The sequence below is a fragment of the Pelagibius marinus genome (assembly GCF_014925385.1).
Lineage (GTDB): Bacteria > Pseudomonadota > Alphaproteobacteria > Kiloniellales > Kiloniellaceae > Pelagibius > Pelagibius marinus.
Window position 1 is genome coordinate 170,326 of record NZ_JACSDK010000010.1, and the last position, 25,704, is coordinate 196,029.

At 64.3% G+C, this 25,704-nt stretch carries 23 protein-coding genes; 14 read left to right on the forward strand and 9 right to left on the reverse strand.

Features of this window, described 5'->3' with window-relative positions; genetic code table 11:
* The first annotated feature begins 57 nt into the window (after positions 1-57).
* The 9 genes from H7X47_RS12995 (at position 58) to H7X47_RS13035 (ending at position 8,803) form a co-directional block, all read left to right on the forward strand.
* Complete coding sequence (locus H7X47_RS12995) at positions 58-267, forward strand: hypothetical protein (RefSeq protein ID WP_193369112.1); 210 nt, start codon at positions 58-60, stop codon at positions 265-267.
* Positions 268-561: 294 nt separating this feature from the next.
* On the forward strand, positions 562-1,701 hold the full coding sequence (locus H7X47_RS13000) for a TRAP transporter substrate-binding protein (protein ID WP_319633600.1): 1,140 nt from the start codon (positions 562-564) through the stop codon (positions 1,699-1,701).
* A gap of 105 nt (positions 1,702-1,806) precedes the next feature.
* Positions 1,807-2,436 (forward strand): TRAP transporter small permease subunit, encoded by a 630-nt coding sequence (locus H7X47_RS13005; protein ID WP_193369116.1) that lies wholly within the window; start codon positions 1,807-1,809, stop codon positions 2,434-2,436.
* Positions 2,429-3,784: a TRAP transporter large permease gene (locus H7X47_RS13010; RefSeq protein ID WP_193369117.1), complete on the forward strand. Its 1,356-nt coding sequence runs from the start codon at positions 2,429-2,431 to the stop codon at positions 3,782-3,784. The genes H7X47_RS13005 and H7X47_RS13010 overlap by 8 nt, the downstream gene beginning before the upstream one ends.
* A 13-nt stretch (positions 3,785-3,797) precedes the next feature.
* The gene (locus H7X47_RS13015; RefSeq protein WP_319633601.1) at positions 3,798-5,147 is read left to right on the forward strand and encodes an amidase; all 1,350 of its coding nucleotides are present in this window, start codon (positions 3,798-3,800) and stop codon (positions 5,145-5,147) included.
* A 54-nt stretch (positions 5,148-5,201) separates the two neighbouring features.
* The gene (locus tag H7X47_RS13020) at positions 5,202-5,390 is read left to right on the forward strand and encodes a hypothetical protein (protein ID WP_193369119.1); all 189 of its coding nucleotides are present in this window, start codon (positions 5,202-5,204) and stop codon (positions 5,388-5,390) included.
* Positions 5,391-5,427: 37 nt separating this feature from the next.
* A complete protein-coding gene (locus H7X47_RS13025; protein ID WP_193369120.1) occupies positions 5,428-6,378 on the forward strand; it encodes a D-2-hydroxyacid dehydrogenase family protein in 951 nt (316 codons plus the stop codon).
* Between the two features lie 91 nt (positions 6,379-6,469).
* The gene (locus H7X47_RS13030; RefSeq protein WP_193369122.1) at positions 6,470-7,297 is read left to right on the forward strand and encodes a DUF547 domain-containing protein; all 828 of its coding nucleotides are present in this window, start codon (positions 6,470-6,472) and stop codon (positions 7,295-7,297) included.
* Between the two features lie 153 nt (positions 7,298-7,450).
* Positions 7,451-8,803, forward strand: coding sequence for a tetratricopeptide repeat protein (locus H7X47_RS13035; protein ID WP_319633602.1), 1,353 nt, complete (start codon positions 7,451-7,453; stop codon positions 8,801-8,803).
* A gap of 13 nt (positions 8,804-8,816) precedes the next feature.
* On the opposite strand, the gene H7X47_RS13040 is transcribed toward H7X47_RS13035, so the two are convergent.
* Positions 8,817-9,605 carry a DUF1194 domain-containing protein gene (locus tag H7X47_RS13040; RefSeq protein WP_193369124.1) on the reverse strand — a complete coding sequence of 263 codons (789 nt, stop codon included), beginning with the start codon at positions 9,603-9,605 and terminating at the stop codon, positions 8,817-8,819.
* A gap of 124 nt (positions 9,606-9,729) precedes the next feature.
* Positions 9,730-9,957 carry a hypothetical protein gene (locus tag H7X47_RS13045; RefSeq protein ID WP_193369126.1) on the reverse strand — a complete coding sequence of 76 codons (228 nt, stop codon included), beginning with the start codon at positions 9,955-9,957 and terminating at the stop codon, positions 9,730-9,732.
* 508 nt (positions 9,958-10,465) lie between these two features.
* Here H7X47_RS13045 and H7X47_RS13050 point away from each other — a divergent pair.
* Positions 10,466-13,381, forward strand: coding sequence for an HD domain-containing phosphohydrolase (locus H7X47_RS13050; protein ID WP_193369128.1), 2,916 nt, complete (start codon positions 10,466-10,468; stop codon positions 13,379-13,381).
* Positions 13,382-13,430: 49 nt separating this feature from the next.
* On the forward strand, positions 13,431-14,750 hold the full coding sequence (locus tag H7X47_RS13055; protein ID WP_322096483.1) for an ABC transporter substrate-binding protein: 1,320 nt from the start codon (positions 13,431-13,433) through the stop codon (positions 14,748-14,750).
* A gap of 22 nt (positions 14,751-14,772) precedes the next feature.
* Here H7X47_RS13055 and phnN read toward each other — a convergent pair whose 3' ends face one another.
* Genes phnN through H7X47_RS13070 form a run of 3 tightly spaced genes read right to left on the reverse strand, consistent with a single transcriptional unit; the run spans position 14,773 to position 16,710 of the window.
* Positions 14,773-15,342: a phosphonate metabolism protein/1,5-bisphosphokinase (PRPP-forming) PhnN gene (gene phnN, locus H7X47_RS13060; RefSeq protein WP_193369129.1), complete on the reverse strand. Its 570-nt coding sequence runs from the start codon at positions 15,340-15,342 to the stop codon at positions 14,773-14,775.
* Between the two features lies 1 nt (position 15,343).
* On the reverse strand, positions 15,344-15,943 hold the full coding sequence (locus H7X47_RS13065) for a phosphonate degradation HD-domain oxygenase (protein WP_193369131.1): 600 nt from the start codon (positions 15,941-15,943) through the stop codon (positions 15,344-15,346).
* Positions 15,940-16,710 (reverse strand): DUF1045 domain-containing protein, encoded by a 771-nt coding sequence (locus H7X47_RS13070; protein ID WP_193369132.1) that lies wholly within the window; start codon positions 16,708-16,710, stop codon positions 15,940-15,942. The genes H7X47_RS13065 and H7X47_RS13070 overlap by 4 nt, the downstream gene beginning before the upstream one ends.
* A gap of 349 nt (positions 16,711-17,059) precedes the next feature.
* Here H7X47_RS13070 and H7X47_RS13075 point away from each other — a divergent pair, with 349 nt between their 5' ends.
* Together H7X47_RS13075 and H7X47_RS13080 are read left to right on the forward strand one after the other, a co-directional pair.
* Positions 17,060-17,860: a UDP-2,3-diacylglucosamine diphosphatase gene (locus tag H7X47_RS13075; RefSeq protein ID WP_193369133.1), complete on the forward strand. Its 801-nt coding sequence runs from the start codon at positions 17,060-17,062 to the stop codon at positions 17,858-17,860.
* Positions 17,861-17,865: 5 nt separating this feature from the next.
* Positions 17,866-18,873 (forward strand): glycosyltransferase family 4 protein, encoded by a 1,008-nt coding sequence (locus H7X47_RS13080; RefSeq protein WP_193369357.1) that lies wholly within the window; start codon positions 17,866-17,868, stop codon positions 18,871-18,873.
* A gap of 152 nt (positions 18,874-19,025) precedes the next feature.
* Here the strand turns inward: H7X47_RS13080 and H7X47_RS13085 are convergent, their stop codons facing one another.
* Positions 19,026-19,499 (reverse strand): hypothetical protein, encoded by a 474-nt coding sequence (locus H7X47_RS13085; protein WP_193369134.1) that lies wholly within the window; start codon positions 19,497-19,499, stop codon positions 19,026-19,028.
* 10 nt (positions 19,500-19,509) lie between these two features.
* Positions 19,510-21,303, reverse strand: coding sequence for a hypothetical protein (locus H7X47_RS13090; RefSeq protein ID WP_193369135.1), 1,794 nt, complete (start codon positions 21,301-21,303; stop codon positions 19,510-19,512).
* A 256-nt stretch (positions 21,304-21,559) separates the two neighbouring features.
* On the opposite strand from H7X47_RS13090, the gene H7X47_RS13095 reads away from it, so the two are divergent.
* On the forward strand, positions 21,560-22,468 hold the full coding sequence (locus tag H7X47_RS13095) for an SMP-30/gluconolactonase/LRE family protein (protein ID WP_193369136.1): 909 nt from the start codon (positions 21,560-21,562) through the stop codon (positions 22,466-22,468).
* Positions 22,469-22,627: 159 nt separating this feature from the next.
* On the opposite strand, the gene H7X47_RS13100 is transcribed toward H7X47_RS13095, so the two are convergent.
* Both H7X47_RS13100 and H7X47_RS13105 read right to left on the reverse strand, forming a co-directional pair.
* On the reverse strand, positions 22,628-23,359 hold the full coding sequence (locus tag H7X47_RS13100) for an ATP-binding cassette domain-containing protein (protein WP_193369137.1): 732 nt from the start codon (positions 23,357-23,359) through the stop codon (positions 22,628-22,630).
* A gap of 31 nt (positions 23,360-23,390) precedes the next feature.
* Positions 23,391-25,664 carry an ABC transporter permease gene (locus H7X47_RS13105; protein WP_193369138.1) on the reverse strand — a complete coding sequence of 758 codons (2,274 nt, stop codon included), beginning with the start codon at positions 25,662-25,664 and terminating at the stop codon, positions 23,391-23,393.
* Positions 25,665-25,704: the final 40 nt, after the last annotated feature.

The following is a 25,704-nucleotide window of genomic DNA, read 5'->3' on the forward strand; positions in this document are numbered from 1 at the left end:
CATCTGCGATAGTGCGATGCCGCACAATGGACAACGCCCTCCAAACGGGAAATTGGTATGAAAAACAACCCGCTGCGGGACCAATTTCTGACCAATTTCTGTTGTGGTCACAAAGAAATGTCGTGCAGTATGGAACGGGTTTCCGGTCTGCGGGAATTCGCCACGATGAAAGCCTCGGAACAGAGGCGGTGGAACGAAATGGTTTTTGGGGAGGAAAGCAGCAGCGCGCCGCAGGGCGTTGAAAAGCGCCGGTATCGCTCGGTCTAAAGCCTGGCCGTCGAACCGTAAGTCGACACCCCCTGCGTCCACGAAAATCCGTTCATGCAAATGCCTGCAATGCCACGGCGGCAGCGGTTTTCCGCCGGTGCCGGGCAACCCGGCAGGGGTATGACCGGCTCTGCTCGCGGTATTGCGGCGCGTTCACGATTTGTGGATTTGCACAAGAATCTGAGACGAATTGTGCTAGTTTTGACGGGTTGGTGACGTCTGAACTCGATGCCAGCCAAAGTCCGTAAAGGGCCGGCCCACAACGGGCCAACAATGAAAAAAGGGAGGAAAGCTGTGAAGAACAAGTCTGAAACCAAATCACTCTCGCGCCGTAAGCTGCTGAAAGGCGGCGGCGTTGCCGCCGGCGCGGTGGCGGCCGGCGCCATTGCCATGCCGAACGTCTCGCGGGCCCAGACGAAGACTCTGAAGATGCAGGGCTCCTGGGGGGCCTCGGATGTCTTCAGCGACATGGCCCGGCAGTACACCGAGCGCGTCGAGAAGATGTCCGGCGGGCGCCTCAAGATGGACTATCTGCCCTCCGGTGCCGTGGTGAAGGGCTTCCAGGTTCAGGACGCGGTCAACGACGGTGTTCTCGATGCCGCCCACACGGTGACGGCCTACTGGTACGGCAAGAACAAGGCCGCCTCGCTGTTCGGCACCGGTCCGGTCTTCGGCGCCAACGCCTCGCAGATCCTGGCCTGGATCCACTACGGTGGCGGCAAGGAGCTCTACAAGGAACTGACCCAGGATATCCTCGGCCTCAATCTCGTCGGCTTCTTCGCCATGCCGATGCCGACGCAGCCGCTGGGCTGGTTCAAGAATCACATCGAAAACGTCGAGCAGATGCAGGGCCTCAAGTACCGCACCGTCGGCCTGGCCACGGACATCATGCAGGGCATGGGCCTGAAGGTGACCCAGCTTCCGGGCGGTGAAATCGTGCCGGCGCTGGAACGTGGCGTGATTGAGGCTTTCGAGTTCAACAATCCCACGTCGGACAGGCAGTTCGGCGCTCAGGACGTCTCCAAGCACTATCACATGGGCTCCTACCACCAGGCGGCCGAGTTCTTCGAGATCATCTTCAACAAGGATCTCTTCGAATCGCTGCCGGCGGAGCAGCAGGCCATCCTGGAGTACGCGGCCGAGGCGGCCAACACCGCCAACTACGGCATGGCCATGGACAGCTACTCCAAGGATCTGCAGACCCTGATCAACGATGACGGTGTGAACGTCTACCGCACCGACGAGTCGATCATGGCGGCACAGCTGGTCTCCTGGGACAAGACGCTGGAGTCCCTGACGCAAGATCCCTTCTTCAAGAAGGTGGTCGACAGCCAGAAGGCTTGGTCGGAGCGGGTTGCCTTCTACGACTTGATGAACTCCGCCGACTACAAGCTGGCCTACAAGCACTACTTCCCGGGCAAGATCACTTTCTAACCGAAGCTGGTCGAAGCCATGAGGTGACAGAGGGCGGCACCCTATCGTGCCGCCCTCGCCTTAAGACAACGCATTCCGGCTGATCTACTTTATTTGAGGCGCTCCATGGAAGGGTATATCCACTTCGCCGACAAAGTGTCGGCTTGGTTCGGCAAGGCTTTCGCCTGGTTGATCCTGGTCATGACCTTTGGCGTGGGCTATGAGGTCTTCGTGCGCTACGTGCTGCGCGATCCCACTTCCTGGGCGTTCGACGTCAGCTACATGATGTACGGCACGCTCTTCATGATGGGAGGCGCCTATACCTTGTCACGCGATGGCCACGTGCGCGGCGACTTCGTTTACCGGCTGTGGAAGCCGAAGGTTCAGGCCACCGTGGAGTTGATACTCTATCTCTTCTTCTTCTTCCCCGGCGTCATCGCGCTGATCCTTGCCGGATGGAAGTACGCCGCGCGCTCCTGGAGCTATACCGAGGTCAGTGTTATGAGCCCCGCGAACGTGCCGATTTTCCAGTTTAAGACGGTGATTATCGCCGCCGGCATCCTGCTGCTGATTCAGGGAATCGCGCAGGTATTTCGCTCGGTAATCTGCATTCGAACAGGCGCATGGCCGAAGTATTCCGAGGAAGATGTCGAAGAAATGGAAAATGTACTCCTGCGCGAGCACGAGAAGGAGGTGCTGAGGCACGGCTCAGAGACCATCGACGTGGTTCACACCCAGGAGCGTCGCGATGACTGATCCTCAAATTGCGGTGATGATGCTTGGCATCTTCATCATCGTCATCCTGCTCGGATTCCCGATCGCCTTCACGCTGATGGCCATGGGCGTCGGCTTCGGCTACTACGCCTATTACGACCCGGAGCGGATGAGGACGATCTTCGACAACCGGATCTTTGACCTCTTCGTCAACCAGACCTATTCGGTGATGGCAAACGATGTGCTCACCGCGGTGCCGCTCTTCTTGTTTATGGGCTACATCGTCGAAAGGGCGAACATCGTCGACCGCCTGTTCCACACGCTTTACATCGCCTCGCGGCGCCTGCCGGGCTCCATGGCGGTGGCCGCCCTGGCTACCTGCGCCATGTTCGCCACGGCAACGGGCATCATCGGCGCGGTGGTGACCCTGATGGGCATGCTGGCCTTCCCGGCGATGCTGAAGGCGCGTTACGACACCAGCTTCGCCTCGGGCGTTATCTGTGCGGGCGGCTGCCTGGGCATCCTGATTCCGCCCAGCATCATGCTGATCGTTTATGCGGCGACCTCCAACGTCTCCATCGTCAAGCTCTATGCCGGCGCCATCATCCCCGGCTTCATGTTGGCGAGCCTCTACATGGTCTATGTCATTGGTCGCGCCATGATTAACCCCAAGCTGGCGCCCAAGCCACGGGCGGACGAGGTCGAGCATATCACCGCGGGGCAGGTGGCTTTCCAGCTCTTGACCTCCTTCTTCCCGCTGGCCTTTCTCATTCTTTCGGTGCTGGGCGCTATTCTCTTCGGCCTGGCGACGCCTTCGGAGGCGGCCTCCATCGGCGCCCTGGGTGGTCTGGTGCTGGCCGTTGCCTATCGGGCCTTGACCTGGCAGCGCCTGCGCGAGTCGGTCTACCTGACGGTCAGGACGTCGGCCATGGTCTGCTGGCTTTTCGTCGGCTCCTGGACCTTCTCCTCGGTCTTCTCCTATCTCGGCGGCGAGCAGCTCATCAACGATTTCGTGCTGGGCCTTAACCTCTCGCCGCTGGCCTTCCTGCTGATGGCGCAGCTGATCATCTTCCTGCTGGGCTGGCCCCTGGAGTGGTCGGAGATCATCATCATCTTCGTGCCGATCTTCCTGCCGCTGCTGCCGCACTTCGGCATCGACCCGCTGTTCTTCGGCATCCTCGTGGCGCTGAACCTGCAGACGTCCTTCCTGACGCCGCCTATGGCCATGGCGGCCTACTACCTGAAGGGCGTCGCGCCGCCACACGTGCAGCTGGTGGAGATTTTCAAGGGGGTTCTGCCCTTCCTCTCGATGGTCTTCCTGGCCATGTTCCTGCTGTACGTCTTCCCGGAGATCGCCCTGTGGCTGCCCGAGAAGGTCTATGGGCACTGATGGAAAAGGTAGTGTGGTGGATCAACTAGCCTCACCGGAGAACCTGAGCGCGGCAGAGCAGGCCGCGCAGATCGCCGCGGGCAGTCTTCGCTCGGTCGAACTGGTGGAACGCTGCCTCGACCGCATCGCGTCGAGCGAGGAAGCGGTGCAGGCCTGGACCTACCTTGATCCGGACTATGCCCTGAAACAGGCGCAGGAGAGGGACGAGCAACGCGGACTGGGCTTTCCCATTGGCCCCCTGCACGGTGTGCCGGTCGGGCTGAAGGATATCATCGACACCGCGGACATGCCGACGGAGAACGGCACGGTCATCGATGCCGGGCGCAAATCGCGCAACGACGCAACGCTGGTTTCCCGTCTGCGCGCGGCGGGCGCGGTTATCCTCGGCAAGACCGTGACCACGGAGCTGGCCTTCTATGCGCCGGGCAAGACGCGCAACCCGCACAATCCGGAGCATACACCCGGCGGGTCTTCCAGTGGGTCTGCCGCGGCGGTGGCGGCGTGGCAGGTGCCTCTGGCCGTCGGAACCCAGACCAACGGTTCGGTGATCCGGCCAGCGTCCTTCTGCGGCGTCGTGGGCTACAAGCCGACCCACGGCCTCATTTCCCGTCACGGTCTGCTGTCGCAGTCGCCGCCCCTGGACACGGTGGGTGTCTTCGCCCGCAGCGTCGAGGATGCTGGCCTGCTTGTCGACGTCATCGCCGGTTACGACCCGGCGGATGCGCACACCCGCCCCATGGCGCACCCGCGTCTCCAGGAAACCGCGCGCAGCGCGCCGCCGCTGCGGCCCTCCTTCGCTTTGGTCAAAGGCCCGACCTGGGAAGCGGCCTCCGCCGATACCCGCGACGGCCTGGAAGAGCTGCGCGCTTTCCTGGGCGAGGCCTGCGACGAGGTGGCGTTGCCCTCCGCCTTCGCCCAGGCGCACGACCTGCTGCGCCTTCTCATGGTCGCGGGCTTCGCCAAGAACCTGGCCCCCTACTACGAGAAGGGGTGGGATCAATTGAGCGATGTCATGTGTGCCGCCATCGAGGAAGGCCGCAAAGTCCTGGCCGTCGACTACAATCTGGCCGTGGAGTGGATCGAGGTCCTGAATGCCGGGCTGGGCGAGGTCTTCGAGCGCTATGACGCCATCCTGACGCCCGCCGCGGTCGGCGAGGCGCCGCAGGGCCTCTCGTCGACGGGCGATCCGACCTTCTGTACCCTTTGGAGTCTCTGCGGCACGCCTGCCGTCACCCTGCCGCTGTTGCAGGGCGGAGCGGGGCTGCCGATCGGCGTTCAAGTGGTGGGACGGCGCGGCGACGACGCCCGCCTGCTGCGCGCTGCCCACTGGCTTTCGGCGCAAGTGGCGGCGGATAGTGAATGATTGTTGCTTGCTTGGAGCCTTGCCGCGCGGCAAGGCGCGTAAGGAGGATTTGAAATGCCCCTGACCGACAAGGTATTGGCGGTTCTCTCCATGGCACTCGTGATCGCCTTCCTGGGAATCCTGGTCTGGTGGGTGCGCGAGCCGGACCTGATCGCCGTGGTCGTTCTTGTTTGTGGGCTGGCAATCTACGATTTCTACAAGGGCGCCGGCCACGACCAGACCATCCAGATGCACAAGGACTAATACCCCGCGGCAGGAAGCATAGGATAGGGGAAGTCATATGAAGGTCGCCCTCTTGGACGACTATCAGGGGGTGGCGCTGAGTTGCGCCGACTGGTCGGCGGTGCAGGCGCAGGCCGAAGTCACGGTATTCCGCGACACCATCACCGATCCGGATGCCCTGGTGACGCGGCTGCAGGATTTCGAGATCATCGGCATCATGCGCGAGCGCACGCCTTTCCCCAAGGCTCTGCTGGAGCGCCTGCCCAAGCTGAAGCTGCTGGTCACCACCGGCCACCGCAACGCCTCGGTGGACGTGGCGGCGGCCAAGGAGTTGGGCGTTACGGTCTGCGGCACACCGTCCTCGGCCCATGCGGCGGCGGAACTGACCTGGGCGCTGATCATGGCGGCGGCCCGGCGCCTCGACCTGGAAAACCGCTCCTTCCGCGAAGGCGGCTGGCAGGCCGGCCTCGGGCGCGACCTGCACGGCGCCACCCTGGGCGTCGTCGGCCTGGGCCGGCTCGGCAGCCTGGTTGCGGGCTACGGCCGCGTCTTCGGCATGAAGGTCATCGCCTGGAGCCAGAACCTGACGCCGGAGCGCGCAGCGGAGTGCGGGGCCGAGGCGGTCGACAAGGAGTCCCTGTTCCGCGAGGCCGATTTCATCACCCTGCACCTGAAGCTCAGCGACCGCAGCCGTGGCCTGGTGGGGAGTGAGGAACTGGCGCTGATGAAGCCGGATGCCTGGGTGGTGAACACCTCGCGCGGCCCGATCATCGACCGCACCGCCCTCCTGGCGGCCCTGGAGGAAAAGCGCATCGGCGGCGCCGTTCTCGACGTCTTCGACGAGGAACCACTGCCGGCGGAGGACCCGCTGCGCCGCCTGGACAACGTGGTGGCGACGCCGCACGTCGGCTATGTGTCGCGGGAGAACTACGGCACTATGTACCGCGTGACGGCGGAGAACATCGTCGCTTTCCTGGACGGCAAGCCACAGAACCTCATCGAGCCCTAGGCGGCCGGCCGCTCGCGGGAGGTTGATTTTGCCTGGCGGGTGAAGGGCGGCAGACTGCGGCAATTGTCGTCCCCAGACCTTCGGAACGCCCATGCGCCGGCTTGCCCTGCTGCTTTTCCTTATCCTGCCCCTCGGCGGCTTTACCTCGTCCGAGCGCCTCTTCGCCCCCTCGGCGGACCTCTGGCCGCGCTGGGAACGCCACGACCCTGCCAGCCGGGAAAGCCTCGACTTTGCCGCCTGGGACGCCCTGCTGCGGCGGGTCGTGATCAGTGGTGGCGACGGCATCAACCGGGTCGACTACCGTGGCCTCGCGGCGGCGGACGCGCTGGCGGGGATCGTCGCGGACCTGGCCGCGGTGCAGGTCTCTGCCTACGACCGTGACCAGCAGCTCGCCTACTGGATCAATCTCTACAACGCGGTGACGCTGCAGGTGGTGGCGCAACACTACCCCGTGGTGACGATCCGGGACATTGACATCTCCCCCGGGTGGTTCGCCGACGGCCCCTGGGACGCGGAAGTGGTCACCGTGGAGGGCGAGGCCCTGACCCTCAACGACATCGAGCATCGGATCCTGCGGCCGATTTGGCGCGACCCGAGGGTTCACTACGCGGTCAACTGCGCCTCGCTGGGCTGTCCGAACCTGGCCCGCGAGGCTTACCGTGGGGAGACGGTCGATCGCCAGCTTGAAGAAGCCGCCAGGGTCTACATCAATCATCCGCGCGGGGTCACAATCGCCGACGGGGAGGTCACGGTCTCGAAGATCTACGACTGGTTCCTGGAGGACTTTGGCGGCTCCACCGAGACCCTGCTGGCGCACCTTCGCCGCTATGCCGGACCCGAACTGGCGGGGCAGCTGGCGGCGGCGGGCGATATTGACGGCACGGCCTACGACTGGACGCTTAACGACGCGTCGGAGTAGGCCGCCGGGCGGTTGCCGCCGCAGGTATTCGGTTTCAATTGTAGCTCTGTGACCTTTCGCACAAGGAAGCGTCGCCTTTCAGCGGTAGAGGAGGGGCATGACACTGTAAGCCAGTGTCGTAAGCCGCAGGTGGTGTGAAGGGTTGAAACCGAAATGATGATCACTCGTGTCGATGCGAGAGGAGAACCGGTGAGCGGCGCCTCGGCGGCGGCGATCGCTCTTTATGAACAGGCGCTGGCCGAACTGCAGTGCTACAGCGGCGATCCGCTGGCGACCATCGACGAGGCCCTGGCCGAGAGCCCGGATTTCGTTATGGCTCATTGCCTGCGCGCCTATGTCTTTGTCCTGTCGACGGAGGCCCAGGCCGCCCCCGAGGTCCAGGCCAGTTTCGACGCCGCGGCTTCGCTGCCCAGCAACGCGCGCGAACGCCGCCACCTGGTTGCCCTGCGTCAGTTTCTGCAAGGCAGCTGGGACGGCGCGATCGGTGCTCTGGAGGATGTGCTGATCGACTATCCGCGCGATGCTCTGGCGGTGCAGGCGCTGCACCTGGCGGACTTCTTCGTTGGCGATGCCCGCAACCTGCGCGATCACGTGGCGCGCGTGCTGCCCGAGTGGTCGCCCGACGATTCGGGCTATCACGCTCTGCTCGGCATGTACGCCTTCGGTCTGGAGGAGTGCGGCGACTATAGGCGCGCTGAAGAGGCGGGACGCCGTGCCATCGCACTCAATCCCTGCGATGCCTGGGCGCAGCACGCCGTGGCGCACGTCATGGAAATGCAGGGGCGGGCCCAGGAGGGGATCGACTGGATGACGGGGCGCCAGGGCTTCTGGGCCACGAACAGCTTTTTCGCCGTACACAACTGGTGGCATCTAGCGCTGTTCCATTTGGAACTGGAGCAGGTCGACCGGGTTTTGGCGCTCTATGACGGACCGCTGCGCGGCGAGCGCTCGCAGGTGGTGCTGGACCTCGTGGACGCCTCCGCCCTGCTGTGGCGTCTCTACCTGCGCGGCATCGACACCGGCGATCGCTGGAACGAACTTGCCGCGGCCTGGGAACCTCTGGCCACCGACGGGTTCTACGCCTTCAACGACGCCCACGCGATGATGGCTTTCGTCGCCGACGGCCGGGATCGGGCCGCCGACGCCCTGCTCGCGGCCCAGCAGCAGGCGATCTCCAGCAGCACCGGAAATGCGCGGATGACCTGGGAGGTCGGCTATCCGCTGTGTTCGGCTCTGCGCGCTTTTGGGCGTGGCGACTATAGCACCTGCCTCAGCCTGCTGCGGCCGATCCGCAGCCGTCTCAACCGCTTCGGCGGCAGCCACGCCCAGCGCGATGTCTTCGACCTGACCCTTCTGGAAGCGGCCCGCCGGGACGGCCACTACGCCCTGCTGCGGGGATTGGCCAACGAGCGCATCGAGTTGAAGCCGTCCAGCCCGTTGAGCCGGCGCTACCGCCAGGACGCGGCGCGCTGGGCCGCCCAGACCGCGGGCATCGCCGCGATTTAGGTCTTTGCAGGGGTCAGCCGGCGGCGGACTCGGGCAGCCCGGCGATGAGGTCCTGCCAGAACTTCTTTTCCAGGGCTATCGGCAGGTCTGCCGGCTTTTGCACGGTCATCAGGAAGGCGCCGGGCCCGCCGACGATGTTGCGGCGGAAGTAGTCGGGCAGGTCCGGCATGTTTCCGAAGACCACGCCATTGATGGTCATGCCCTGGCGAATGGCCTCGTCGCGCACGACTTGCGGGTTCTGGCCATTGTTGTCGACCCCGTTGCTGAGGACGTTGATCACGGAGCGGCCGGCGGAGAAGGGTGCGGTCATGCTGATTTGCAGGGCGGACCTAACGGCCTCGGCGATATCGGTCATACCACGCGCGCCCTGATCCAGGCTGGAGGGGCGGAACATGCCGAAGCCCCTGCGGTCGATCCGCGGCGCGGCGTCGAGCAGGGCCGCTACCCGGGCGCCGTCGGCGCGGTCCTCGATCACCGTCCAGGGCACGACGATCCTGATGTCGCCACCGCTGGACCAGGTAAAGACCAGGAACCCGACACGCTGTTCCAGGCCTTCGGCAACGCGTGCGAGAAAGCGCGGGTCGACCACGCCGCGGGACAGCCCGTCGTACTGCAGTTTCTCTTCCTGCTGGGTGATTGAATCCGAAACATCGATGGCGGTGATGATGTTGATGTCCGTCCCGATCGGCATCGGATGATCGCGCGAGGCCAGCGACGTCCCGGCGAGATCATCCGCCGCCGCCGGCGCAGCGGCGGCGAAGGCCAGCCCGAAAAGGGCGGCGATCAGGCGTCTGAACAGCATGGCCAAAACAGCATCGATCGTGCTCCTTGGCCCGAAGTACAGCAGGTAGATGGAAAAAAGCGGTTAACGGGTCGCTAAGTATAAAATCCGGTGGCCAAGCGCGGTGCCCGCCCGAGGCGGGGCCTCAGGCGGCGATGCCCGACGTGGGCCAGGCTTTCGGCAGGCTGAAGCGCTTGGTCAAGGGGTTGAACATGACCCGGTAGCGCGCGACGAGCTCATCCAGGCAGGCGGCGGCTGTCACCGGATCCAGCCTTGTGGCCTCGGCGATTTCCTGCGCGGTTGAGGGCAGCATGTCGGCCAGGGCGTCGCAGATCAGGCGGCGCGGATCCTCGGAAATGGTCTCTTTGTCCATGTTGAGATCGGCCTTCTTGCTCAGGCGCTCTTTGCACCCGGAAAGGCGGGCGCAGAACGATACGACGGGACTCTCGACGGCAAACATATAACGCTTCCTTAACCAAAAGAGCTTTTGTGGCAAATACCCCTTTGGGGTATTCGCGGCAAGCGCGGGTGGCTTCCTGCTTCCAGTTACGGGTTTCCCCGCTGCGGGGTTTCATCGCCGTCGCGAATTATGCGGCTGGGCGGAACGGCGGCGATGGAATCGCGCCTAGATTTATTGATAAATCTAGAAAACAAGTGAAAGTTGCTGTCTCTGGTACCCTGCTGGTCCGGCTAAAAGCGGTCCATGACAGCCGCGAGATGAGGCGAAACGGGGCGCGCACACTCCTTTAGGTAGCTGATTCGTCTTTCATTCCCGGAAGAGATGTGCTTATGATTTTTCCCACTTAAGGGGTAAGTGGCGTGGAGGCGTGCTTTTTTTGGTCGCTTAATCGGTCCCTTGGTCGAGATGAGGACGAGCGCCGATGAGAGTCTTTGCCCTACCGCTGGTCGTACATCTATCGACCCTCTTCGGTCTCCTGACCATCGTGACCGTCGCGGTGCTGACCTGGGTCGGCTATCAGCGCACGACGGAGTTGATGGAGAACGATGGCGCGCAACTTGCCGAGCGCGCGGCCACAGAAGTGCGCCAAGCGTTCAGCAATATCATTGAGCCCGTCGAGTTGGGGGTCGCCCTCATCGGCCAGCACCAGGTTAATGAAGAGACGAAGTGGTACGGGCGTCTCGATCACCTGCCTGTCTTTGCCCAGGCGCTGGATTCTTCGCGCGGAGTCAACGCCTACTACGTCGGCTATCGGGACGGCGATTTCTTCATGGTGCGCCGCCTTCGCTCGACGATGGAGCACTTCCTGTTCGATGTCGGCGACAACGTTCACTACATAGTCCAAAGCATAGACCGGGAGCCCGGATCGGTTGACGGGCGATTCATTTACCTCGACAGCAACGGGGATATCGTCGGCCAGGTCGTTAAGCCGAGTTACCCGGACGAATTCGATCCACGCCTGCGGCCGTGGTACCGCAAGGCACTCGTGACCATCGGGGTCGCGCGGACGGAGCCCTATATCTTCGCGACGACGCACGAGCTGGGGATTACCTTCGCGATCAGCAGCAGCCGGGCCGACGCCGTCGTGGGGGCCGACTACAGCCTTGCCTCGGTGGCCGATCTGCTCAGCGCCCGCAAGCCGACACCTTCATCCCGCGTTGTGCTGGCAACTGAAAACGGCCACGTGATCGCCGCCGATGATGCGAGCAGCCTGGTCGTGTCCAGGCTCAACGGAACCTTGGAAATGAAGAGCCTCGGCGATTTCGATTCGGAGCCGGTGCGCGTCTTCAGTGGGGGAGGCCTGAAAAGAGAAGGTCTGCGGCGATTTGAAGTCGGCGACGAGGCCTATCTCGGTTGGAACTTTCTGGTCAACCTGCGAGGCGGCAGCCCGCATAACCTGATCATCACCATTCCGGAACGCGAGCTGCTCGCCGAGGCCTACGAAACGCTGCGGGATATGCTGATGTTCTCGGCCCTGGTCTTCGTCGTCGCCCTCTTGCTGACGCTCATCGCCGCCTTCTCGATGAGCCGCTCTCTGGTGAATTTGACGGTTGCTGCCGATCGCTTTCGGAAGTTCGACTACGACACGCCGCTATCCAACCGTTCCTGGATAGCGGAAGTTCGTAACCTGACGGAAGGCTTCCAGTCGTTGCAGGCGACCTTGAACCGCTACTCTCATCTACTCGATCTCATTTCCCGCGAGAAAAACCTCACTTCCCTGCAGCCAACCATCTTGAGCGAACTCTCGGCCGTCCTTCAGGTGGACAGGGCGGTTCTCTACGTCGTGCCTCAACAGGTCGACGGTCTCGCCCCCGTTGCGTTTAAGGACGGTGAGAATATCGAGCTCTTGAAGGTCAGGAAGGAGAGCGCCGATCCGGTTCCCGACCTGGTGAGTCGGACCTTGGATGCGGGGCAGCGCAGAGCACTGACCGGGACGGTCGTGGCTGACGAGATGGGGCTGCCGGGTTTGGCGGCGATCGACAGCAACGATACCTTTCCCAACGCGCTCTGCTATCCCCTGCGCGACCGCAAGGATGACTATATCGGCGCGATCCTTTTCCTCGATGCGGAGAACGCGTCACATGGCGCCCAAGCGCTCGTCGGCGCGCTCACCGGTATTGCCGCCGTGTCCCTGGAAACGCGACAGCTCATCGCCACGGAGAAGATGCTCTTCCAGGCCTTCATTGCGCTCATCGCCGGCGCCATCGACGCGAAGAGCCCCTATACCGGCGGCCACTGCGAACGCGTTCCGGAGCTGACCAAGATGCTTGCCGAAGCGGCGGAAGGGGCGCAGGAAGGCCCCTTCAAGGACTTTGCGCTGAGCGAGGACGAATGGGAGGCGGTGCATGTGGCCGCCTGGCTGCACGACTGCGGCAAGATCACCTCGCCGGAATACGTCGTCGACAAGGCGACCAAGCTGGAGACCATCTACGACCGGATCCACGAGGTCCGCATGCGCTTCGAGGTGCTGAAGCGAGACGCGGAGATTGCGAGGCTGGTGGCGGTTATGGCGGGGAAAGATCCGGCGGCGGCCGAAGCGGTCCGCGACGAGACCTGGCGCCAGCTCGACGAGGACTTCGACTTCGTGGCGCAATGCAACGAGGGCGGCGAGTTCCTCAGCGACGACAAGATCGAGCGGCTTCATGAAATCGCTGGGCGGACCTGGACGCGGACCCTGGATGACACCATCGGAATTTCCAACGACGAGCGCAAGCGCAAGCTGTCAACGCCTCGCCCTGTCCTGCCGGCAGTCGAATCTCTGCTCGCCGACCGCCCTGACCACATTGTCCGGCGGCCGGAGCGCGAGGTACTGGGAGAAGAGAATGAATGGGGCTTCAAGATGAAGCAGCCGGAGCATCTCTACAACCGCGGCGAGCTCTACAATCTCGCGGTGCGGCGGGGCACGCTCAGCGACGAGGAACGTTACAAGGTCAACGACCACATCATTCAGACGATCATTATGCTCTCGGCCCTGCCTTATCCGCGCCATCTGCGCAACGTGCCGGAGCTTGCGGGCGGTCATCATGAGCGGATCGACGGCAAAGGCTATCCCCGTAACCTCACGGGCGACCAGATGAGTCCCGTTGCCCGCATGATGGCCATTGCGGACATCTTCGAGGCGCTGACCGCCGCGGACCGTCCTTACAAGAAGGGGAAGTCCCTGTCGGTCGCCATCAAGATCATGTCGGGCATGGCCGACGAAGGACACGTCGATCCGGATCTCTTCAACCTCTTCCTGACGTCGGGCATCTATCGTGCCTACGCAAAACGCTACATGACGAAAGAGCAGATCGACGACGTGCGCATCGAGGATTATTTGACTTCAAAGGCGGCATAGAGGGAGGCCAACACGCAAAGGTGCCGGCCGTCTGGTGCAAGGGGGTAGATTGGAGAAGAAGCGGATGCAGCCAATGCGGATTCTTCGACGGATTGTCCTTGTTTCAGGCGTCTCTATTGCGCTCTCTGGCGGAGCGGCGCAGGCGCAACAGGCGGCGGAGGTCATCAAGATCGGCATCCTGCACTCGCTCAACGGCGAGATGTCGCTCTCGGAGACCAGCCTCAAAGACTCCTTGAAGATGCTGGTCCAGCTGCAGAACAAGAACGGCGGACTGCTGGGCCGGGAAATCGTCGCGATCCAAAGGGATCCCGCTTCCGATCCGGAAGTCGCCGCCCAGTTGGCCCGCGAGTTGATCGAAGAGGAAGGTGTGGTCGCGATCTTCGGCTGCTGGACTTCGTCCTGCCGAAAGTCCGTCAGGTCGGTGGTCGAGGAGCTGAACGGACTGCTGTTCTATCCCGTGCAATATGAAGGGCAGGAGTCCAGCCGCAACATCATCTATACCGGCGCGACCCCAAATCAGCAGGCGCTACCCGCTGTCGACTTTCTGATGGGCGCGCGCCGCATCGAGCGCTGGGTATTGCTGGGTTCCGACTACGTCTATCCGCGCGTCACCAACGGCATCCTCTCCGCCTATCTGCGGGGTAAGGGCGTCGCAGCAGAAGACATCCTGGTGCGCTATGCGTCGTTGGAAGAGCGGGATTGGCATGACGCTGTCGCCGAAATCGTGGCCTTTGGATCGCAAGGCAAGAGGGCGGCGGTCGTCTCGACCATAAACGGCGAGTCCAACATCTATTTCTATCAGGAAGTGGCGCGGGCGCAGATCAGCGCCAGGGACATCCCCATCATGGCGTTCTCGGTCGGCGAGGAGGAACTCGTCGGTCTCGATACCGCGCCCCTGGCCGGGCACTTGGCAGCCTGGAACTACTTCATGTCCGTCGATAACGCCTTCAACCGCACCTATATCAAGCTGTGGCAAAACTTTGCGCAGAACCCGCGCCGAGTCACCAAGGACCCCATGGAGGCCCAGTTCATCGGCTTCAGGCTCTGGGTGAAGGCGGTGGAGCAGGCGCAGAGTACTAAGATTGAAGCGGTGTTGAAGGAAATGGTCGGCCTTTCCGTGGACAACCTTTCCGGCGGCATCGCCACCGTGCTCCCCAATCACCACATCACCAAGCCGGCTTTTGTCGGTGAGATCCAGGGCGACGGGCAGTTCAAGGTGGTGTGGGAGTCGCCGGAAACAATCGCGGCCGACGCCTGGTCGGATTACTTGCCTTCTACCGCGAAGCTGACCGCGGACTGGCGCCCGCCGGTTTCCTGTGGGCGTTACAACACGGTGACTGAATCCTGCGAGGGCTTCGTCGGCGAATAGGGCTTGTGGTCCCGTCGCCCGCTCAGGTCTCGGCGGGGGCCTTCAGCACCGCGAGAAAACGCTCCACCGCGCGCTCCAGAGGGCCGTCGTTCACGATGGTGACCACGTTGGCGCCGGCGGGCAGGGCGGCGCTGCGGGCCAGGCGCCGCTTCACCGCCGCGGCATCTTCGCGTCCGCGCGCCAGCAGGCGCTGTGTCAGAATCTCCTGTGGGGCGGTGACGAAGACCACGGTAGTGGCGGGGTGGCGCCGGCGCGCGTCGTCGATCACCCTGCGCGAGACGTTGGCGATGACCGTGCTGCCGCCGGCAAGAGCATCGGCGATGGAACCGGGCAGGGCATAGCGCAGCTCATGCGCGCCCCAATGCAGGAAAAAGGCGCCGGCGGCCAGCTGCACGTCGAATTCGGCCTCGCTGAGGGTGAAGTGGTCCTCGCTGGCCGGGTCGCTCTGGCGGGTGATGACGCGCCGGGGGAAGACGAACTGCGGCAGGCCGGCGAGCGCCTGGCGGGCGCCTTCGATCAAGCTGTCCTTTCCGGCGCCACTGGGGCCCACCACCAGGAACAGATGACCGGTCTTGCGGCCCGCCTGGGGCATCTCAGGCCTCCCGGCGCTCGGCCCGCTCCAGCACCGGTCGGAAGGCCTCCAGCGTGGGCGTCGCCATCTCCGGGTCCTTGGCCAACTCGTCCCAGCGCCGCAGCGCCACGGCGTCCTGGGCGTAGGGGCGGGCCAGGAAGTCGGCGGCCTGCGCGGCGTCGAAGGGACCGCCCTGGACCGCGAGGCTGCGCACGGATTCTTCCGACAGGCGATCGAAGTAGCCGTCTTCGGCCTGGCAGAGATAGCGCTTGGCCGCCACGTGCTGGGCGACCGGCGCGGTGACCGCCGGGCCGAACCAGCGCGCCAGGTAGTTGGCCCCGACCTTCTCGTGGGCGGCGTCTATGCCGCGCAGGGTGGCGTCTTCGTCCTTGGGGTTCACCAGGTGCCCGATGTCGTGCAGCAGCGCGGCGGCGACCAGGCTGTCGGAGGCGCCCTCGCGCTGGGCGAAGGTGGCGCACTGCAGCGCGTGAGCCAGCTGCGTCACCTCTTCGCCGCCGTAGCGGTCGCCCCCCAGTTCCTCCAGCAGCCAAAGAAGATGCCCGATGGGGTCGGTGACCGCCGCGTCGCCGCCGTGGATTTGGGGTTCGGGAGACTGGGTCATGAAATCACGGGTCCTTCCACGCTGTCGGCGCTTCCCTCCACCGAGGCGGTTGGTCCGGCGCCGAAGCGGAATCGGTCCACCAGGGTGAAGGGCTTCTCGGCCGAGTTCTGACTATAGAGAGAGATTTCCCCGACCGGAACGGGCTCTGCGAGCACCGGGCGGAAGAGGGCGGTGAGCTTGCTCCGCAGCACCTCGCGACGGCTTTCCTCGGCAATCGGGCCGGTCAGGGTCATATGAAAGCGGAACTCCTCCAGCACGTAGGGGTAGCCCCAGGCTCGCAGCAGTTCCTCCTGGCGGGGCGACAGGCCGCCGGCGAGGCGGCGCTGCAGCTCCGCGTCGCTCAGCGGCGCGCGCAGGGGGTCGAGTTCCTGCACCGCCGCGGCGGCCAGGCTTTCCATCTCCGGCGATGGTGTCGAGAAGGTCAGGGCCAGAAAGGGCCCGATGGCCGAGACCTTCAGCGGCGGCGCCTGGAACGGCTGCCGGGCGGCGGCAAAGGCGCCGAGGCTGTCGTGCAGGCGCCGGAGCGAAACGCCCGGGGCGAGGCGAAAGGGGGCCTTCAGGGTGCCGTGGAAGCCGTAGTGGCGCGGGCTGCCGGTGGCCGCTTCAGCGTCCTCCGCGCTCACACCGTCCAGCGCCGGCCGCTCCAGGATCTCGCCGCTCTCACAGTCGCGCCCCAGCCAACTCTGCGCCAATTGCCACAGGGCGGCGCTGCGCGGCGGTGCGTAGTAGACCGCATAGCGGGGCTGGGGCGATGAGGTATCGGTCACGTCGTGGCCCGGATTATCTGCGTCGAAACTCTTGCTTCCTTCTTGTAGCCAGCGACGGAGGCGGCGTACAGGCCTCAAAAGCCTACGGTTTCATGACGGCGGCATGACGGTGATTTTGGTTTGCCGAGTCGTGCTCGCCGTGTTTCAGGAGACGCCATCGGCAGTGACTCGATGTCGAAAATTAACCAAAGACAAAGTCAATGTGGCACTTCAATGACGGTGTCGTGAAGCTGCCATTATATTTGCGTCTACTTGGCTGTCCCGCCCTTGTACTGCAACAACATGTTGCTATAAGCCGCAGAAAGTTCGCTGAGTTTTGCGATCTACTCGACACCTGCGGAGTCGAAACATGGACGGCCTGGCACCTCATTCGCGCCCTTCGCGCTACCGCACGATCTTCATCTCCGACGTCCATCTGGGGACGCGGGGCTGCAAGGCGGACTACCTGCTGGATTTCATCAAGCACACCGACTGCGAGACCCTGTACCTGGTCGGCGACATCGTCGACGGCTGGCGTCTGAAGCGCACCTGGTACTGGCCGCAGGCGCACAACGACGTGGTGCAGAAGCTGCTGCGCAAGGTGCGTAAAGGGATGCGCCTCGTCTACGTGCCCGGTAATCACGACGAGTTCCTGCGTGATTACCTCGGCAGCCATTTCGGTGGCGTCGAGGTGAGGAAGGAGGCGATCCACGAGACCGCCGACGGCAAGCGCCTGCTGGTGATCCACGGCGACGAGTTCGACGGCGTGGTGAAGTACGCGCGCTGGCTGGCGCTGCTGGGCGACTGGGCCTACGTCACCATGCTGCACGTCAACACCTGGTTCAACTACCTGCGGCGCAAGCTGGGCTTCGGCTACTGGTCGCTCTCGGCCTACCTGAAGCACCGGGTGAAGAACGCGGTGCAGTTCATCAGCAACTTCGAGGAAGCGGTGGTCGACGAAGCGCGGCGCCAGGGCGTCGACGGCGTGGTCTGCGGCCACATCCACCTGGCCGAGATGCGCCTGATCGACGGTATCCTCTACATCAACGACGGCGACTGGGTGGAGAGCTGCACCGCCCTGGTCGAGCATATGGACGGCCGGCTGGAGATCCTGCCCTGGGCGGAGCTGCGCGCCTTCCCGATGCTGGAACCGGTGACGGTGGCCGCTTGAAACCCATGAAGATCCTGCTGGCGAGCGACGCCTGGTACCCGCAGATCAACGGCGTGGTGCGGACCCTGAATCGCGTGCGCGAGGAGCTGGAGGCCCAGGGCCACGTCTTCGAGGTCATCTGCCCCGAGCAGTTCCGCACCTTCCCCTGTCCCTCCTACCCGGAAATCCCGCTGGCGATCCTGCCCGGCCTCGGCCTGGCCCGGCGCATCGAGGCCATTGGCGCCGACGCCATCCATATCGCCACCGAGGGACCCATCGGCCTGGCGGTGCGGAACTACTGTGTGAAGCGCGGGCTGCCCTTCACGACCTCCTACCACACCCGCTTCCCCGAATATCTCAGCGCGCGCCTGCCCGTGCCGGTCTCCTGGGGCTACGCCTTCATGCGCTGGTTCCACCGGCCCGCCAAGGCAATCATGGTGGCGACCCAATCCATGAAGCGCGAGCTGGAGGCCCAGGGCTTCGAGAACCTGGTCGACTGGACCCGCGGCGTCGATACGGCGCTGTTTCGCCCCGACGCGCCCAAGGCGCTGGCGGACCTCGACCTGCCACGGCCGATCCACCTCTATGTCGGCCGCGTCGCGGTGGAGAAAAACATCAAGGCTTTCCTGGAGCTGCCGCTGCCGGGCTCCAAGGTGGTGGTCGGTGACGGACCGCAGCGCGCCGAGCTGCAGGCGGAGTTCCCCGATGTCACCTTCACCGGCGCCAAGCAGGGCGAGGAACTGGCCGCGCATTACGCTTCGGGCGACGTCTTCGTCTTCCCCAGCCGGACCGACACCTTCGGCCTGGTGATGCTGGAGGCCATGGCCAGCGGTCTGCCGGTCGCCGCCTTTCCGGTGCCGGGCCCGCTGGACATCGTCGACGGGGTCGGGGTCGGGGCGCTGAACGAGGACCTGGGCCTGGCGGTGGGCGAGGCCGTCAGGCTGGCCCCCGAGCGCTGCCGCGAACACGCGCTCAAGTACTCCTGGACCGCCTGCGCCGAGATGTTCCTGGAGAACCTCAGCCCGTTGCATTGAGTTATCTCAGCTAGCCCCCCTTGTCTCCATTGTCATCCCGGGGCTTGACCCCGGGATCCATTGGCATCAGCGAGCGGTGATATCCCGCCATCCCTGCGCGGAGAGGGCAATGGGTCCCGGCAACAAGTGCCGGGACGACAGCGGAGATTGTATCAGTCCGGCGGGTTCCGGAAACCGAGACCACGTTCCTCGATGACCGCTTCCAGAGCTTCCGACGTCACGTCATCGACCATGTAGAGGCGGATCAGATTCTCTACTTGTTCCAAGTTCTCATCGGAGAGGACGCAATTCACTTCGAGCTCATCGATCCTGGCAAAATCGGGATCGGCGACTTTCAGACAGGACTCGAAATAGGTTTCCGGCTGAATACCATATCCCGTCATCTTGTCGGCATCCTTCAACCAGATGACGATCCCTTTTCGCCGCTCTTCGCAGAACTGCGTGTAGACCGGCGAACCATCGCCATAGAGACGTGTGCCGCTATTAAAAGTATAAGTGTGCCACCGGGTCCACATTGGTCCCTGATATTCCTCACATTTGATGCGGTCGAAGAGACGCCGCAGGACAGCCTCCGCCTGGAGGTATTCCATCGGATCGTTGAAGACATCTGGGACGAGGATCGACATCCTCCTGCTTTTAATAGCAGTCGTTCGCCACGGCCAGTGTTTCGGTCACCGGCTCCAGCTTCACCTCCGAGCCCTCACCCCGGGAAAGGCGGTAGACGATCGGCTGGGTGGTCACCGGGTCCTCCTCCGGCAGGGTGGTGTGGATCACCAGGTCGACCGGCTCCGACAGGTCTTCCGGCTTGAGCGCGAAGTGGGCGCCGAGGCCCTGGACGCCCTTGGCGGCGGAGGAGAAGCCGAGACGGTTCCACACGCCTTCTTCCTGCGCGCTGCCGGGCTGCAGCGCGGCAATCTGCGCGGTCTCGCGGCCGCTTTCCGACCAGCCGCCTTCCTTGTGCTCGACGTGCTGGCCGTCGACCCAGCGATCGTAGGTCCACCAGACGGTGAGGGTCCACTCGCGCCAGAGGTCGTAGATCTCGTAGCGGTCGGGCGTCATGCGCCGGCCCTGGCCGTCTTCCAGGAAGACCGCCTGGAAGGTGCCGTCACCTGGGGAGTCTTCGATCCTGGTGCTGACCAGCAGGCCGTCGCTCACCAGCATCGCGCCGGTCTCCAGTTCGGTGTCGCCGATCTCCTGGGCGACCTTGTCGCCGTCGTCGATGGGATCGTCCTGGGTCTTCGGCTGCTTGCCGCCGCCGGCCCGGTTCGGCACCGTCTTCGGCTTCTTGCTGCCGAAGGTGCTGCCGCCGCCGCCGCCGAGCAGGCCGCCCAGGCCGCCGCCGCCGCCCAGCGATTTCTTGATGTCCTGGCCCAGCTGCGCACTTGAGCCGACCTTGTCGTTGGGCCCGACCGACACCGACTTGTGCGCCGGAGGCTCCGGGCAGGTGATGGTGGTGGGGTCCTTCGCATCCGCCGCCTGCTGCAGGCAGCGCCGCAGGCAGGCGTTGTAGGCCTCCTGCGCTTGCTGGACCCGCTGGCGCTGGTGGGCCAGCACAGAGTTGACACTCTGAAGATGCGCCCGGGCGGTAGTCTCTTCGGCGGCGGCCCGCCCGAAACGGTCGGTCGCGTCGCTTACCGCGCGCTCTAGGGAGCGGCTCCGGGTCTGTGCATTCACCCACTCGTCCTTGCGGCTCTGGGGCCAGTTGCCGTTGTAGGCAACCGAGGTGATCTTTTCCAGGCCGTCCAGTTCCGCCTGCCAGTCGCGGGCCTTCCGCCGCCACTCCTCGGCGCGCGCGCGCTTTTCCTGGACCCGCCGCTCAGCCCTCTGTTTGCTTTGCTCGATTTCGGCGAGCCAGCGCTGCTCGTCCTGCAGCCGGTTCAGATAGGGCTGGCAGCGGTGGCGGCAGATCGCATCGGCTACCGTCTCGCCGGGACGCCGGTTGAGCGTACTCCCGGCGTTCTCGGGCTCCGGCAGCATCTCGTCGCCGCCCGCGGGGGTCCCGCCGCCGGAAGCGCCGCCGCCCGGCGTGTTGCCGAGCAGGCCGACGCGAGTGCATTCGAGCTCCAGCTGCGCGGCGAAGCGCTGCGCCTGTTGAATGAGCTGCTGGTGCCGGATCTGCTCGTCTCCGCTCATGCCGGTGTTCTGGATGATCATGTCGCGGATCTTGGTGCGGAAGCCGATGATCCAGGCGCTGCAGATCAGGTTGCCGGAATTGAGCGCCAACTCCCCGAGCGCGCCGCTGGCGCCGCGTGTCGCGCCGCCTTTGGTCGCCCAGGTCGTCAGCTCGCTCTGCAGCGCATCGCCGGCGTTCTGCACCTGCGGGCTGGCGCCCATCTCGCCCAGGGCGGCACCCACCGGCCCGGCGGCAGCTGGCCGGGCGAGGCCGCCGACAGCTAGGACCAAGACAAAGAAGCAAAGAATTTTCCGCATAACCGCACCTCGCCGTTGTGGTTGTCCGAAACCCGAACAATCGGCGGGGTTTGCCTAGCTTGCGCCGGCCGATCTCCCCGGCATCTAGTTTGGGTAGAATTTCTCGAGAAGTCGACGCCCAAGAGTCAGGCCGGCCCGCCGACGGTGCATAACCCGCTAAGTCCTTATGCGGATTGGCAGCTAGCGCTACCTTGACTACACTTCCGAGCAACAACGCGGCGCAGAATGCCCGGCAAAATTGGGGGAGGAGCAGCAGATGTTCCCGGAATACGACCCGCGCGACGCGCGCTTCAACGACTACATCAACGGCAACTGCCAGCTCGAGAAGCTCTACACGGGCACGCTCTGGGCCGAGGGGCCGGTCTACTTCTGCGACGGGGACTTCCTGCTGTGGAGCGACATTCCCAACGACCGGATGCTGAAATGGACGCCCGGCGGCGGCGTGAACGAGTTCCGCCGGCCCTCCAACTACGCAAACGGCCATACCCGCGACCGGGAAGGGCGGCTGGTCTCCTGCGAGCACGGCGCCCGGCGCGTCACCCGCACCGAGTGGGACGGCTCCATCACCGTGCTGGCGGACAAGTATCGGGGCAAGCGCCTCAACTCGCCCAACGACGTGGTGGTGAAGTCCGACGGCTCGATCTGGTTCACCGATCCGCCCTACGGCATCCTCTCCGACTACGAGGGCCACAAGGGCGAGAGCGAGATCGGCGCCTGCCACGTCTATCGCATCGACCTCAAGTCCGGGAAGGTGGAGATCGTCGCCGACGACTTCGACAAGCCCAACGGCCTGGCTTTCTCCCCCAATGAGAAGACCCTCTACATTGCCGACACCGGCGCCTCCCACGATCCGGAGGGGCCGCGCCACATCCGGTCCTTCAAGGTCGGCAAGGACGGCAAGCTGACCGGCGGCAAGGTCTTCGCGGTCTGCGACAACGGCCTCTTCGACGGCTTCCGGCTGGACGAGGACGGCAACATCTGGTCCAGCGCCGGCGACGGCGTGCACTGCTTCTCCCCGAAGGGTGAGCTGCTGGGCAAGATCAAGGTGCCGGAGGTGGTCTCCAACGTGACCTTTGGCGGACCCAAGAAGAACCGCCTCTTCATCACCGCCACCACCTCGCTCTACGCCATCTACCTGAATCGCCGCGGCGTGCAGTGGCCGTAGCCACTTTATCATGCTCGGACATGTTTCGAGCATCCAGGGCAGGCGCGCGAACGGTCACCCCTGGATCCTCGGGACAAGCCCGAGGGTGACAAGAGGAAAGGTGGCGGGAGAGGGTTCCTACTTCCTACCTTTTTCCTGTCCGCGGACCCGCAACTCGACTCATTTTGCCTGAGTCTTTTCCTCGGCGTCGCCCTGGACGATCAGGCGCAGAACCTCTTCCTGCGTGGACTGGCTGACATCGCGCTCACCCACGTGCCGGCCTCTCTTGAGAACCATCACCCGGTCGCCGACGGCAAAGATGTCCTGCAGCCGGTGACTGATGATGACCTGGGCGACGTTGTGCTTCTTCAGTTCCAGCATGGTCTCGAGCAGCCGCTCGGTCGCCATGACCGAAAGGTTGGCGGTCGGCTCATCCAGGATGATTACTTTTGGTTCGAAGGAAATGGCGCGCGCGATCGCCACCGACTGCTGGCGGCCGCCGGACAGACTCTCGACCTTCTGGTAGACCGAGTTGACGTCCACCTTGAGGCGCTGCAGGACCTCGCCGGCGTCGCTGTACATCTTCTTGCGGTCGACAAAGAGGCCCCGCCGCGGCCAGCGTCCGAGAAAGATGTTCTGGCCGACGTCCATGTTTCCGCAGAGCGCGAAATCCTGATAGATCATCTCGATGCCGACCTCGCGGCTCTCGTGGGGGCTGCGAAAGTCGGTGCCTTTGCCGGCGACTAGGACGTCGCCCGAATCGCGCTGGTAGGCGCCGGTGAGGATCTTCATCAGCGTGGACTTGCCCGCCGAGTTGTCGCCAACCAGACCGAGGATCTCTCCAGGCTGAAGCTTGAAATCCACGTCAATCAGCGCCTGGACCGCACCGAAGGTCTTGTTGATCCGGCGCATCTCAACAATCGGGGGCGATTCTGCAGTGTGTTCAGGCACGGGTGGTCACTCGCGGTGTCGGTTTTCGTCGTAATAGGGCTTTGCGCAGCCGGCCCAGGATGTTGGCCTGGCGGATCCAGATGTCGCTGATGACCGCCACGATAAGGATAGCGCCGATGAAGACATTGACCCAGTGCTGGGGCAGGACGATCGACTCGCCGCTGGCGGTTATGATGTTCAGTTGCAGCAGTGCCCGGATCAGCGTGATCACGGCCGCGCCGGCCAGTGATCCGATGATCGTCCCGTAGCCGCCGAATATGGAGCCGCCGCCGATGATCACCGAGGCGATGGCATCCAGTTCGCGGAACTGGCCGGCCACTGGGTTGAAGCTGCGGAAGAAGGCGACATTGATGATGCCGGCCATGGCCGCGCAGAGCGCCGAGAGCATCAGCGCGGTAAAACGCACACGCTTTGTGTTGATGCCGGCGTAGTCGGCGGCGCGACGGTTGCCACCGGTGGCATAGACGCTTTGACCGAAGGTCGTGTAGGCTAGGATGACGCCGGCAATGACGGCGACCAGCAGAAGCCAGAGGGTCTGGATGCTGACCACGTCGGTGACCGCCCGCAGCAGGCCCGGCAGCGCCGGCAGGTCGAGGTAGTTCAGGATGTCGCCGACCTTGCGGCCCAGCAGGTTGAAGTCCTCGCTCCAGCCGGTCAGCTGCTGGCCGGCGACCAGCCAGGCGGCGAGGCCCCGGGCGATGTAGTACATGCCCAGCGTCGCGATGAAGGCGGGCAGGCCGAAGGAGACAGCGACCAGGGCATTCATCGCGCCGGCCGCGGCTCCGACGAGCATTCCCATGGCGACGGCGGTCATCGGATCGGCGCCGAGGACCTTGAGGAAGTAGGCCGCGGTGCTGCCGGCCAAAGCCAGGACCGCGCCGACAGAGAGATCGATGTCGCCGCAGGCGATGACATAGGTCAGGCCCACGGTCAGGATGGCGAGTTCCGTGTAGTTCAGGAGGATGGCGAAGGTGTTCGGCAGGTGCCACCAGTAGTCCGGGCGCAGATAGAGTCCGATCAGCCACAAGGCCACGACGAGGATGATGGCAAGGGAGTCCCGCCGTGCCAGGAACTTGCCGAATCCGCGTGCCGTGAGCGCCTTGTCACTGGCGGTAGAGCCTGTGGTCTGGGCGCCTTCCAGGGCGACGCCGCCGGCCTCGATCGCCGGCGGCGGTGGCCGGCTGCGCAGCCATGCCCAGAGGCGCGCGGGCAAGCGGCGGCGGATGACGTAGGGCTCGATCAGCACGGCGGTGAGCAGCAGCAGGCCGAGGAATACGGGCACGGCGCCCACCGGCAGCGAGGAGACGGCGTTGACCTCGAACTCCACGCCGTTGATCTCAATCGTGCGGGTGATCGGCACGCCTTCGCGCAGCACCTTGTCGATCAGAACGGTCAAGAGGGCGCCGAGGCTGCTGCCGATCACCCGGCCGCGTCCGCCGAGGATCGAGGCGCCACCGATGATCACCGCCGCGATGACGATGAGCTCCGCGGTGAGACCCGCCTGGGAGGTAACGCCCTTGTCCTGGGCGACGGCCATCAGGCCGGCGATGGTGGCGCAGAGCGAGGAGATGAGGTAGGCGCGGATGCGGACCCAGCGAGTCGGGATGCCGGCGTAGATCGCCGCCTGCTCGTTGCCGCCGGTGGCGAAGGTCTCGTAGCCCCAGCGCGTCTTGGCCAGGACGTAGGCGCCCAGGGCGATCACCACCAGGGCGATGGGGATCTGGCTGTTGAAGCCCAGGACGTTGGTCTCGCCGAGGCTGAAGAAGGCCGGGAACTCACCTGCCTTGGTTGAATAGAGAATCGATTTGCCGCCCGTGAGGCCCAGGATGATGCCGCGGCCGATTAGCAGCATCGTCAAAGTGGCGATGAAGGCCGGTACGCGCAGGACGGTCACCACCACGCCGTTGATCAGGCCGATCGCGGTGCCGAGGAAGAGGCAGATCAGGATCGCCGCCGTGGGGCCGAGGTCGTAGAAGGTCGGCGCGAAGGCCACGGAGAAAACCACGCCCACCAGCCCGTAGGTGGAACCGACGGAGAGGTCCAGATCCTTGTTGACGATGACGAAGGTCATGCCCACCGCCATGACGGCGAAGCGGGCTGTGTCGCGCAGCAGGGCGTGGAAGGCGTCGATCGAGCCGAAGTAGGTCGAATTGACGAGCACGCCGCCGAGATAGAGCAGGCCCATCAGGGCGAGCAGGCCGAGATCCCAGCCGCCAACGATTTCGGTGGGCAGGCGCCGGCTCTGGCTCGTGTCGTGCGCGACCATTTGTCCCTTTCGAGTTTCAGCCCGGCCCGGGAAGCGCCGT